The organism is Arthrobacter sp. P1_D12 (assembly GCF_056406175.1).
On the sequence record NZ_JBFUAR010000018.1, the window covers coordinates 114,343 to 126,298 of the forward strand.

General features: G+C 68.0%; 12 protein-coding genes. 5 read left to right on the top strand and 7 right to left on the bottom strand.

Annotated features, from left to right (window positions below; translation table 11 throughout):
- Positions 1–6 precede the first annotated feature (6 nt).
- Positions 7–1,395 carry an APC family permease gene (locus AC1DZV_RS14625; RefSeq protein WP_476953997.1) on the bottom strand — a complete coding sequence of 463 codons (1,389 nt, stop codon included), beginning with the start codon at positions 1,393–1,395 and terminating at the stop codon, positions 7–9.
- 142 nt (positions 1,396–1,537) lie between these two features.
- Between AC1DZV_RS14625 and AC1DZV_RS14630 the strand changes: the two genes are divergently transcribed.
- The 3 genes from AC1DZV_RS14630 (at position 1,538) to AC1DZV_RS14640 (ending at position 4,028) form a co-directional block, all read left to right on the top strand.
- A complete protein-coding gene (locus tag AC1DZV_RS14630) occupies positions 1,538–2,353 on the top strand; it encodes a methyltransferase domain-containing protein (protein WP_028275419.1) in 816 nt (271 codons plus the stop codon).
- A gap of 450 nt (positions 2,354–2,803) precedes the next feature.
- Complete coding sequence (locus AC1DZV_RS14635; protein WP_476951974.1) at positions 2,804–3,355, top strand: dihydrofolate reductase family protein; 552 nt, start codon at positions 2,804–2,806, stop codon at positions 3,353–3,355.
- 49 nt (positions 3,356–3,404) lie between these two features.
- The gene (locus tag AC1DZV_RS14640; protein ID WP_476951973.1) at positions 3,405–4,028 is read left to right on the top strand and encodes a LysE family transporter; all 624 of its coding nucleotides are present in this window, start codon (positions 3,405–3,407) and stop codon (positions 4,026–4,028) included.
- Between the two features lie 33 nt (positions 4,029–4,061).
- Here the strand turns inward: AC1DZV_RS14640 and AC1DZV_RS14645 are convergent, their stop codons facing one another.
- The 6 genes from AC1DZV_RS14645 to AC1DZV_RS14670 form a co-directional block, all read right to left on the bottom strand.
- Entirely contained in the window at positions 4,062–5,669 is a 1,608-nt protein-coding gene (locus AC1DZV_RS14645) for an acyl-CoA synthetase (protein WP_476953998.1), read from the bottom strand.
- 42 nt (positions 5,670–5,711) lie between these two features.
- Positions 5,712–7,091: an MFS transporter gene (locus tag AC1DZV_RS14650; protein WP_476951971.1), complete on the bottom strand. Its 1,380-nt coding sequence runs from the start codon at positions 7,089–7,091 to the stop codon at positions 5,712–5,714.
- A gap of 45 nt (positions 7,092–7,136) precedes the next feature.
- Complete coding sequence (locus AC1DZV_RS14655) at positions 7,137–7,592, bottom strand: MaoC family dehydratase (RefSeq protein ID WP_476951970.1); 456 nt, start codon at positions 7,590–7,592, stop codon at positions 7,137–7,139.
- Between the two features lie 79 nt (positions 7,593–7,671).
- A complete protein-coding gene (locus tag AC1DZV_RS14660) occupies positions 7,672–8,931 on the bottom strand; it encodes an acyl-CoA dehydrogenase family protein (RefSeq protein WP_476951969.1) in 1,260 nt (419 codons plus the stop codon).
- Positions 8,924–9,817 (bottom strand): amidohydrolase family protein, encoded by an 894-nt coding sequence (locus AC1DZV_RS14665; RefSeq protein WP_476951968.1) that lies wholly within the window; start codon positions 9,815–9,817, stop codon positions 8,924–8,926. The genes AC1DZV_RS14660 and AC1DZV_RS14665 overlap by 8 nt, the downstream gene beginning before the upstream one ends.
- 1 nt (position 9,818) lies before the next feature.
- On the bottom strand, positions 9,819–10,754 hold the full coding sequence (locus AC1DZV_RS14670; RefSeq protein WP_476951967.1) for an SDR family NAD(P)-dependent oxidoreductase: 936 nt from the start codon (positions 10,752–10,754) through the stop codon (positions 9,819–9,821).
- Positions 10,755–10,878: 124 nt separating this feature from the next.
- Between AC1DZV_RS14670 and AC1DZV_RS14675 the strand changes: the two genes are divergently transcribed.
- Positions 10,879–11,358 (top strand): MarR family winged helix-turn-helix transcriptional regulator, encoded by a 480-nt coding sequence (locus tag AC1DZV_RS14675; protein WP_476951966.1) that lies wholly within the window; start codon positions 10,879–10,881, stop codon positions 11,356–11,358.
- A 49-nt stretch (positions 11,359–11,407) separates the two neighbouring features.
- Positions 11,408–11,947, top strand: coding sequence for an NUDIX hydrolase (locus tag AC1DZV_RS14680; RefSeq protein WP_476953999.1), 540 nt, complete (start codon positions 11,408–11,410; stop codon positions 11,945–11,947).
- Positions 11,948–11,956 lie beyond the last annotated feature (9 nt).

Below are 11,956 nucleotides of genomic sequence, written 5' to 3' on the forward strand. Positions count from 1 at the left end.
CGGACGTCACGGATGGGCGGCGGTTTGCGGCCGGCGACCGGGGAGCGCCTCCGCCAGTGCAGAAGGCGCCGTTTCCGGCAGCGTTTCCTGTTCTGGGGTCCCGCCAAAGCGCCTGCCGACGCCGACGGCGGCCGCTGCCAGTGCCAGCGGAACCCCCAGCGCCCAGCCGCTGAAGATCAGGACGGCCACCATGACCCCGGCCGCCACGATCACGCCGTACCAGGCAACGGTCCGCGGCTGCAGCAGCCGGATGCCGGCCGCCAGCCCAAACGCGGTGACGGCCGTGAAACACGCCGAGGCCGCGCCGATCTGGAACTGCATGTCGGTGAGTCCGGCGACGGCGGCAGCGAAGGACAGCAAGGTCACGACGGCCAGAGTTGCCAGGCTTGCGGCGGGTACCTGTCCCCGCCCGGCACCGCGTGAAAGGGCGGGCGGCAGCACGCCGTCGGACGCCAGGGCAGCCCCGAGCCGGCTGGCCCCGGCCACGAAGGTGTTGATGGGGCCGAACGTCAAAACCGCCGCCGCAACCGCGGTGAGCGGGGCCGCCAATGAGCCCAGCCCTTTCTCCAGCAACGCCGCGACGGGCACCGCAGTAGCGGGCAGTTCCGGGCCGAGGACGGCCACCGAGGCGGCGACAACGCCAATGTAGACCGCGCCCACCACAATCAGCGTGAGCCACGTGGCCCGCCGGAGATCGCGCCCGGGGTTCCGGAACTCTCCGGCCAGGTGCGAGACGGCTTCCCAGCCGGCGAAGCAGAAGAACAGCAGGCTCGCGGCACCGCCGACCGCCCAGTAGCCGTGCGGGGCGAAGGGCTGGAAATTTTCCGCTTTGGCGTGTGGTGCCGCGAGCACGACGGCGAGCGCGAGCAGTGCCACCAGCAGCACCATGAGCGCCAGTTGCATGCGGCTGGAAACCCTGATGCCGACGGCGTTGCTCGCGAAGGCGGCCAGCAGGATCACCGCCGCCGCGAGGACTGCGGTGTCCGGGCCGCCGCCGACGGCGTGGGCGATGTAGTTGCCGCCGATCACGGCCGTTGCCGGGGCGCCGAAGGGGATCGAAAAGTAGAAGAGGTACCCGGCCACCACCGAGGCGCGGCGACCAAAGGCACGCTTGACGAAGTGGGCGATCCCTCCGGCGTCGGGCTGCTGGCGGCTCATTTCGGCGAAGCTGAAGGCAACGGGAACGCAGAACACCAGCAGGACGGCCCAGGCCAGGAGCGACGCCGGGCCGGCCTCCTTGGCTGCGATGGCGGGAAGCACCAGGACACCCGAGCCCAGGATCGCGCCGACATAGATTCCGGTGGCCCGGAACAGGCCCAGTCCGCTGCCGGCGCCGCTGGCACTGCCGCTGTTGCTGTTGCTGTTGCTGTTGCTGTTGCTGTTGCTGATCTTCACTCCTCCATTCATCCGTAGAATCGCCTGCGCCGGAAGCGGCAAAACTGACGGCCACCCGCAAAAAACTGCCTGCGGGCGCGCGCCTGCTGACCCGCAGTTGGGGATCCATCCTTTTCCGGGCGCGGGAGGGTAGCGTTCCATTATGAGTGCGCAGCAGCCTGACGATGTTTACACGCACGGCCACCACGAGTCGGTGGTCCGTGCCCATGCCTCCCGCACGGCGGAGAACTCGGCAGCGTTCGTGCTCCCGCATCTGATGCCCGGGACCTCCGTCCTCGACGTCGGCTGCGGCCCGGGCAGCATCACCTGCGACTTCGCGGAGCTGGTGGCGCCGGGCATGGTCACGGGCCTGGACCGCTCCCCCGACATCATCGCCCAGGCCGCGGCCCTCGCCGTCGAGCGGGGCGTGGACAACGTCGGCTTTGCCGCGGGCAACATCTACGACCTCGACTTCCCGGACGAATCTTTCGACGTCGTCCACGCCCATCAGGTCCTCCAGCACCTCACGGACCCGGTCGCGGCGCTGCGGGAGATGCGGCGGGCGGCCAAGGCCGGCGGGATAGTGGCGGTGCGCGATGCCGACTTCCACGGCATGAGCTGGTACCCGGCCATCCCCGAGCTCGACGACTGGATGGAGCTCTACCAGCGGATCGCAAGACGCAATGGTGCCGAGCCCGACGCCGGCCGCCGGCTCGTGTCCTGGGCGCAGGCCGCCGGCTTCACGGATGTGGCGCCGTCCAGCAGCAACTGGCTCTACGCCACCGGGCATGAGCGGCGCTGGCAGGCCCGGGTGTGGGGCGAGCGGGTGCTGCATTCGTCCTTTGCCGACCAGGCGCTTGAGTACGGCCTGGCCAGTGAGGCGGACCTGGCCCGTATTTCCGCGGGCTGGCATCGGTGGGGCTCCACCGACGACGGCTGGTTCCTGATTCCCAACGGCGAGGTCATCGCCCGGGCGTGAGCGGCGGCCAGCGGTCACAGCACCGGCACAGCCCGCCGAAAGTGCAGCCATAACTCCGCGCCTGAGGCTGGCTACAGGCCGAATCCTCGGCCGGCCCGGAAGCCCGGGCCCCAGCAAAGGAGTTTCACGCGCGCCACCGTCCTGCTGGATTGCGAACTTCACGGTGACCGCAACCCAGGAAGGCCAGGGCGGACCCGGCGGCGGCCATGGCGGCCCCGGCGGCGGCCATGGCGGCCCCGGGGACACCGCCACGGATGGCTACACGTCCAACGGCTAACCCTTGGCGGGTCTTGGGCGCGCTCCTTGCACGCCCAAGGCCCGCGATGCTGGCGGCTCGGCTGGCCTCCGGGGCGTTCGCCGTCGAGTTGCCTGCAGCCATTCCCTGCTTCCGGGTCTGCGGATAGGGTGCATTAGATATCTGCACTGGAGACCCACGGCAAGGAGAAACCCATGCGCAAATTGACGGCCGGCCTTTTCTGCTCTGTGGACGGCGTGGTTGAAGACCCGTTCAAGTGGCAATTCGACAGCTTCGACCAAGAGCTCGGTGCCGGGATGGGCGAGATGATGGGCCGGATCGACACTGCGCTCCTCGGCCGCGTGGGCTATCAGCAATGGGCAGAATACTGGCCCAACGCCGAAAGCGACGCGGACTTTGCCGGATTCATCAATCCGCTGCCGAAATTTGTCGCGTCCCGGACCCTGACAGGCGGGCTGGAATGGCAAAATTCACGCCTGATCGAGGGGCCGCTGGAAGACTTCGTCGCGGCCCTGAAGAACAGCGACGGCGGCGAAATCGGGATCTTCAGCAGCATTTCGCTGGTCCACCAGTTACTGTTCGCCGGGCTGCTCGACACCTTGATGCTGATCGTCCATCCCGTGATCGCCGGCAGCGGGCGGCGGCTGTTCAACGACGGCGATGCCCTCACCCGGCTGGAGCTGCAGTCGTCCCAGCAGACCAGCAAAGGCAACATGATTCTCAGCTACGGCCTCCGCCGCGACTGACTCCCGTCATCAATCGGACCCGCCACGGCCGGGACCGTAAACTTACCTGGTGCAACCCTCCCTTTGGCTGGCCCTGGCCGGCGCCGGCGTCCTGATCAGCTTCACTCCCGGCGCGGGCGCCATCAACACCATGAGCAACTCCCTGAACTCGGGATTCCGTCGGTCCCTTTGGGGCATCCTGGGCCAGCAGGCCGCCCTCGTGGTGCACATCCTGATCGTGGCCCTCGGCGTCGGGGTGCTCGTGGCGAGCTCACCGGTTGCCTTCAACGTGATCCGCTACGCCGGCGCCGCCTACCTGGTCTACCTGGGCATCCGGCAGTTCCTGCACAAGCCGGACCTGGATCAGGAGAAGGCCGCGGCCCTGCACAACGAGCCGGGCCTGTCCATGTTCCGCCGTGGCCTCTGGGTCAATCTGCTCAACCCCAAAGCCGTGGTCTTCTTCCTGGCCTTCATGCCGCAGTTCATCCGGCCGGAGCAGCCGCTGCTGCCGCAGTACGTGGTCCTGGCCGCCACCGTGATTGTGATCGACGTCCTGGTCATGTGGTTTTTCTTCGCGGCTGCTGCCCGGTCCTTCCACCGCTTCACCCGCGACGCCCGCGGACAGAAGGTCCTGAACCGGACCTTCGGCGGGCTCTTCGTCGGCGTCGGCGTCCTGCTGGCCGCAATCCACTAGCCCCCGGGGGCGGCCGCCGTCCCCGCTCCCCTGTCAGACGTGGCCGGGCGCCAGTTTCCGAAGGTCCGCTTTCCGGATCTTGCCGCTCGCCGTCCGGGGCATCTCGTCCACGAAGACGACGGACTTGGGGATCTTGTACCTCGCCAGCCGGCCCTCCAGGTGGGAGCGCAGCTGCTCTTCCGTGAGCCGGGCGCCCTCCCGCAGCAGCACCACGGCCCGCGGCACCTCGCCCCATTTCTCGTCCGGCACCCCGATCACCGCGACGCTTCCGACGGCGTCGAGCTCGGCGATCGCCTGCTCCACCTCGGCGGGATATATGTTCTCACCGCCGGAAATGATCATGTCCTTGAGCCGGTCGGAGATGAACACGAAACCGTCCGGATCCTTGTAGCCCATGTCGCCGGACTTGAACCAGCCGTCCCCTGTGTAGGAGTCCGACGAGGCCTCGGGCCGGTTCCAGTACTGGTGGATGACGTTGGGACCCTTGATCTGGATCTCCCCCACCGTTCCGGGCGCAGCGGGCCCGGACGCCGGGTCGAGGGGATCGGCCACCCGGACATCGGTGAAGAAATGCGGCAGTCCGGAGGACCCGGCCTTGTCCCGGGACCTCGCCGCCGGCAGCGTGGTGGCGCCCGGGGCCGTCTCGGTCATGCCGTAGCCGTTGGAGAAGCGCAACCCCCTCCGCTCGTAGGCTTCCAGGACCCGCATCGGCACCGCGGACCCGCCGCAGGTCAGTTTGTTCAACGAGCTGAGGTCCGTGGCGTCCCAGTCCGGGTGCTCGCACAGCATCTGGTACGTCGTGGGCACCCCGCTGATGGTGGTTGCGTGGTGCTGCTGGACCAGCTCGAGCGTCCGGCGGGGATCGAACTTGGCCTCCAATATCACGGTGCCGCCTTTGAGGAGCGTGGGCAGGACGCCCATGTCCAGGGAGGCGACGTGGAACATCGGGGAGATCATGAGGGCCACGTCGGTGGAGGCAAAGTCGAAATCGACCAGAACGTTGACGCAGTTCCACGTGATGTTGCCGTGGGTCAGGAGCGCGCCTTTGGGGTTTCCGGTGGTTCCGGAGGTGTAGAGGATCATGGCGGCGTCGTCCAGGCCCACGGGCTCGTCCGGCGCCAGCGCCGCACCGGACTCAATGACGGCCTCATACGCCTCCACGGCGGTTCCCCGGCCAGCACCGCCGTCGGGAACCGTCGAATCGGGCAGCGTTGAATCGGGAACTGTTTTGGCTGGCACCGTCGACTCGTCGACGACGATCCGCGAACCCACAGCGGTCTCCGCCGAGCCGCGTTCCGCAAGCACCGCGAGCGCCGCCGAGTGGACCAGCAGGACAGCGCCGCTGTCCCGGAGCTGGAACTGGATCTCGGGCGGGGCAAGCCGGGTGTTCAGCGGGACGAAGACCGCCCCGGCCAGGCCGGCGGCAAAGAGGGTCTCCAGCAAGGAGGGATCGTTTTCGCCCAGGTAGGCCACCCTGTCGCCCTTGACTACGCCGCGGTCCCGGAAGGCGTTCGCGAGCCGGGCGGAACGGTCCGCGAGCTCGATGTAGCTGAGACTGCGTTCCCCGGCGATGATTGCGGTCTTGGTGCCCGACTTCGGGCGGCGCCGTTGCAGCCACGAGCCGATGCCAAAATTCTCCACGGAAAATCCTTTCTAGTTAGACGGTAGCGCCAGCGGGCCGGGTTAGGACCGGACAGCCTGCAGATCGTTGTTCTTGGGCTCTCGAGTCAGCAGGATGAAGACGATCGACACGACCGACATGATGGCCAGGTACCAGACCACGGCGGCGGTGTCCTGTCCGGAGTCCTTGAAGATCTGCGCCACGATGCCCGGCGTGAATCCCGCGCCGAGGAGCGTGGCGAGCTGGTAGCCCAGCGAGGCGCCGGTGTAGCGCGAGGTGGTGCCGAACTGCTCGGACACGAACGCTGCGAGCGGGCCGAACAGGGTGGAATGGATCATGAGGCCCACGGCGAAGGCCACGAAGATCAGCCCAATGTTGTTGGAGGACAGGAGCTGGAACATCGGTGTGAGGTAAAGGATGAAGAGCACCAGGCCGCCGACCATGACGGGCCGCCGGCCCAGCTTGTCGGAGAGCCGGCCGCCCATGATCACGAAGGCGATGGACACGAAGGAGGCGGCCGCGAAGGCGTAGAGCACGCCCTGCCGGTCCGCGCCCTTGGACACGGCGTAGGTCACGGAGAACGTGGCCAGCACCACCTGGAGGGCAAACCCGGCCGCGCCGGCCAGCATGGTGAAGATCAGGGTCTTGGGCCGGCGCAGGACCTGCAGGAGCGGAATCTCCCGGCGCGCCGACGCGCTGCCCGGCACCGTCGGCTGGGTGTTGTCCCGTTCGGCTTGTTCCCGTTCGGCTTTCTCTTGTTCCAGTGCCGCCTTGAAGATGGGGCTTTCGGAGACCTTGAGCCGGACGAACATGCCGATGCCCAGCAGGACGAAGGACAGCAGGAAGGGCACGCGCCAGCCCCAGGCCAGGAACTGCTCGTTGGGCAGGGCCGCGAACGCGCCCATGACCAGGGTGCCCAGCACCGCGCCGGTGGGGGCGCCGGCGTTGACGAACGAGGCCGCGAAGCCGCGTTTGCCCGATTCCGAGTGTTCCAGCGCCATGAGGGCGGCGCCGCCCCACTCCCCTCCGACGGCAATGCCCTGGCAGACCCGAAGGAACACGAGCATCACGGCACCCCAGGCTCCGGCCACCGCGGCCCCGGGCACCAGTCCGATCAGGGTGGAGGCGATGCCCATGACCAGCATCGAGACAATCAGCATGTTCTTGCGTCCCAGCCGGTCGCCGAAGTGGCCGAAGATGATGCCGCCGAGGGGCCGCGCCACGTAGCCGGCGGCGAACGTCCCGTACGCGGCCACCACCCCCACCCATTCGTCCGCGCCGGAGAAGAACACCTTGGGAAAGACCACCGCGGCGGCCGTGGCGTAGAGCAGGAAGTCGTAGTACTCGATGGTGCTGCCGAGATAGCTGGAGGCGATGACGGTCCGTGCTTCACGGCGACGCGTACCCGCGTCCATGGCCTGCAACTGCGAAATTTGGGACATCGTTGTTCCTTATGGCAGAGGGGGATGGTGAAGGGGTGTGGCGGATTATTTGTAGAAGCGGGCGAGGAACTCGGCCACGACGGCCGGGCGTTCCTGGCCTTCGATCTCGATCGTGTTGGCGACCTTGATCTGGGCGCCCCCCTTGACCTCGGTGACTTCCGCGATGCTGGCCCGCATGCGGATGCGTGAACCCACCTTGACGGGGGAGGTGAAGCGGACCTTGTCGAGGCCGTAGTTGATCTTGGTGGTGACGCCGTCGACGTCGAACAGCTCGCCCCAGAACGGGATGATGAGCGAGAGCGTGAGGAAGCCGTGGGCGATCGGGGCGCCGAAGGGGCCGTCCTTGGCGCGTTCCGGGTCCACGTGGATCCACTGGTCGTCGCCCGTGGCGTCGGCGAACTTGTTGATCTGTTCCTGGGTGATTTCGCGGTAGTCGGTGGCGCCGAGGTCGGTGCCGGCGAGGGTGAGGAGTTTGTCGAAGTCGACGACGAGGTTGGGCATCTTTGGCTCCTGGAGCGGTTGGGTTTGGTTGTACGCGGAACGCCGTCAGCGGGTAAAGAGCGTCAGCGGGTATAGAGCGTCAGTGGGTGAAGGCGCTGTGGCCGGTGAGGGCCCGGCCGACGATCAGGGCGTTGATCTCGTGGGTCCCCTCGTAGGAGTAGACGGCTTCGGCATCGGCATGGAACCGTGCGACGTCGGCCGCGAGCGTGATGCCGTTGCCGCCCACCACTTCGCGGGCCAGCGCCACGGTCTCGCGCATCAGCAGGGAGGTCTGCATCTTGGCCAGGGCCGAGTCCTGGTCCCGGTAGATGCCTTTCTCCTGCTGTTCAGTCAGCCGGACCACCAGGGACAGCGCCGAGGTGACGTTGCCGAGCATCCGGGCGAGCTTTTCCTGGACGAGCTGGAAGGACGCGAGCGGGCGGCCGAACTGCCGGCGCCCGGAGACGTAGCGCAGGGCGGCTTCGAAAGCTCCGGCCGCGATGCCGGCTGCGATCCACGCGACGTCCGAGCGCATGGCCCGCAGCATCGCCGCCACGTCCCGGAACGAGTTCACGTTGTGGAGCCGCCTGGCCTCGGGGACGCGGACGCCGTCGAGGGTGATGTGGGCGTTCTGCATCATCCGCAGCGCGGTCTTGCCGTGGATCTTCTCCAGGGTCACGCCGTCCGCCTCGCGGTCCACGAGGAAAGCCTTGACCTGGCCGTCGGCGACGTCGCGGGCGAAGACGGCCAGGACGTCGGCCGTTGCCGCGCCGCCGATCCAGCGCTTGGCGCCGTCCAGGACCCAGTTTTCGCCGTCCGGGCCAGCCTCACGCCCCTTTTCCCTGCGGGCCGTCGTCGCGAGTCCGCCGGCGATGTCGGAGCCGGATTCCGGCTCGGTCAGCGAGAAGACGCCCTTGAGCGAGAAGTCGATGACCCTGGGCATCCAGTCGGCCTGCTGTTCCGCGGAGGCGCCGACCCGGATGGCGGTCCGGAACAGCCCGGCCTGGGCCGTGTACCAGGTGGCCAGTGAGGCGTCCGTGCGGGCGAGTTCGAAGATCCGGAAGCCCTGGTAGATGCCCCGGGCCGGTGTCTGACCCGCACCCGGGACGCCGGTCAGTTCCGCCGGTTCCATGAGGTCCAGATCGATCAGCGGCCGGGTGAGCTGGTCCGGGAACTCGCCGCGCTCCCAGTAGTCGGCCAGGAGCGGGCGGGCCTGGGTGTCCAGGAACTCCCGCAGCCGCCCCAGCACTTTCCGCTCCCCGCCGGTGAGGAGGGACTCGGCGTCGTAGTAGTCGCAGACGCTGTAGAGGCGCTCCTGGGCTGTTGTCTGGGGCGCGGTTTCGACGGGCACCTCAGCCACCGAGCCCGAGCAGGCGGACGGCGTTGTGCTTGAGGATCTTGGGCCGGACCTCGTCCTTCAGCGGCAGGTCCGCGAAGGCGCCCAGCCATTTCTGCGGGGTGATGAGCGGGAAGTCGGTGCCGAACAGGACCTTGTCCTGCAGGACCGAGTTGGCCATCCGGACCAGGGACTCCGGGAAGTACTTCGGGGACCAGCCGGAGAGGTCGATGAACACGTTGGCCTTGTGCGTGGCGATCGAGTTGGCCTCGTCCTGCCACGGCACCGAGGGGTGGGCCATGATGATTTGCAGCTCCGGGAAGTCCGCGGCCACGGCGTCGAGCAGGAGCGGGTTGGAGTAGGCCAGTTTGATGCCGTATCCGCCCGGGAGCCCGGCGCCCATGCCGTTCTGTCCCGTGTGGAAGATGGCCGGCAGGCCCAGTTCCTGCAGGGTTTCCCAGAGCGGGTAGAACTGCTCGTTGGAGGGGTCGAAGCCCTGCAGGCTCGGGTGGAACTTGAACCCGCGCGCGCCGAGGTCGATTGCCTGGTGCTTGGCGCCCTGGATCGCCTCGGCGCCGGTGCGGGGGTCCACGCTCCCGAAGGGGATCAGGACGTCGTTGTTCCGCGCCGCCCCGGCAATGAGGTCCGGGATGCTGTTGGGCTCGTGCTTGAGCTGGGTCCGGGCGTCGACGGTGAAGACGACGGCGGCCATGTTCAGTTCGCGGTAGATCTCGGCGATCCGGTCCAGCGAAGGGCTGCGGTCCTCGGCCTTGAAGTACTTGGCGGAGGCCTCGGTCAGGGCCGCCGGCAGGGACTCGTGGCCGTGGCCGTCCACTTCGAGGTGGACGTGCATGTCGATCGCATCGAGTGAGGCGGCGTCGATGCCGGGTTCGTAGCGCCGGGCAGCCATCTCAGCGGACCTCGGCCGGTTCGGGCTGCAGTTCCGCCGGCAGCGGCAGGAAGTCCTCGCCCACGCTTTGCAGCTTGTCCCCGAACAGCGCGCCGAAGTTGTCCACGAGATCCTGGTAGCCCCAGCCGCCCTCGCGGTATTCGGTGGCGGCGGCGTCGGGGTGGGTCCAGAGTTGCAGCCGGTCACCGCCCGCTCCGATTGCCTGGCCGGTGACGCCGGCGGCAGCGTCGGAGGCCAGGAAGGCCACCAGCCCGGCGACGTCGCCGGCCGTGCCAAACCCGAGGTCGTGGCGGAAGAAGGCCGGCATCGTCTCGCCGCGCTCGTCGGCCTCGACGGCCTTCTGGAAGTACGGGACGGTCTTGGTCATGGCGGTGGCGGCCACGGGAATGACGGCGTTGGCGGTGACGCCGGCTTTCTTCATTTCCAGCGCCCAGGTGCGCACCATGCCCACGATTCCGGCTTTCGCGGCGGCGTAGTTGGTCTGGCCGAAGTTGCCGCGCTGGCCTGTCGGGGAGCCGATGGTGATGATGCGGCCGGGAATGCCGTGCTCCTTGAAGTAGCCGAAGGCCTCCCGGGCGCAGGTGAAGGTGCCGCGCAGGTGGACGTTGATCACGGCGTCGAAGTCCTCGTCCGTCATCTTCTGCAGGCTCTTGTCCCGCAGGATGCCGGCGTTGGTGACCAGGATGTCCAGCCTGCCGAACTCGGTGACGGCTGCCTGCACGAGCTTCTTGGCGACGTCGGAGCTGCCCACCGGGGCGACGACGGCGGCKGCGCGGCCGCCGTCGGACTGAATCGTCCGGACAGCGTCGGCGGCGACCTCGGCGTCCACATCGTTGACGACGACGGCGGCGCCCTGGCGGGCCAGTTCCCGGGCGTAGGCCAGGCCGAGGCCCCGTCCGCTTCCGGTGACGATTGCTACTTTTCCTGACAGGCTCATTGCCGCTCCTTTGCTAGCTGCCTTGTGCATCCGGCCCCGCGGCGTGGGATGCTGTTCTGTATCCATGAAAATATGGATAGTTGAAAAAGTCAACGATTTATTTTTTGGACTATTGGAGTTGGGCATGGCGACCGAAGTTGACGACGGGCCGGGCACCGAGCCGGCGGAGAAGCTCACGGCGGCAACCATCAGCCTGGACGCGGGCTTCCTGCTGGCCAAGCTGCATGCCGGCGGGTCGGTCCTGAACAACCGCGCCCTGGCCGCGTTCGATCTCAAGGAGCGCTCCTATTCGGTGCTCGCCCTGGCCAACAGCGGGCTGGAACCAACCCAGCGGGAGATGGCCGAGTTCCTCAGCCTGGACCCGAGCCAGATTGTGGCCCTGATCGACGAGCTGGAGAAGCGCGGGCTGGTGATCCGGGCGCCCGGGAAGCTGGACCGGCGCGCCAAGATTGTTTCCTCGACGCCGGAGGGGGAAGCCCTCTTCCGGCGGGCCGAGGCCGCGGCGCGGGACGCGGAATCTCACGCCCTGGCCGGCCTCAGTGCCCCGGAGATCGCGACACTCAAGGGATTGCTCCGCAAGGCGCTATGGGGGCCGGCGGCCTGATCGCGGCCGCTCAAGCAATGAGGGAATACCCTTGGGGCAGGAGGGAGCCATGACCGTTCGCAGCGCCGGCCTTCTGCTGTACCGGCTAAGGAGTGCATCCCCGCCCGGCGGGGCGCCGCCATCCGGCAGCACACCGCAGCTTGAGGTCTGGATAGCCCACATGGGCGGACCGTTCTGGGCCCGCAAGGACGCCCGCGGCTGGTCCATCCCCAAGGGGGAATACCTCGCCGAGGAGGACCCCCTGGCGGCCGCGCACCGCGAGTTCGCGGAGGAAATCGGCACACCGGCACCCGCCGCCGACTACCACCGGCTCGGCGACTTCCGCCAGCCCTCCGGCAAGATCATCACGGTCTTCACGGCGGAAGCGGACTTCCAGCCCGAACGCATCGTGAGCAACACCTTCGAGCTGGAGTGGCCGAGGGGATCCGGCACAATCGGAAGCTTCCCCGAGATCGACCGCGCGGAATGGACCGCCGGGCCCGCAGCCCGGTCCAGGCTGGTCAAGGGCCAGCTGCCGGTCCTGGACGCGCTGGTCCGGCACCTAGGGCTGGACCCGGCCGCACCCGGACCCGGGCATGACAACAAGTAAAAGCCAGTT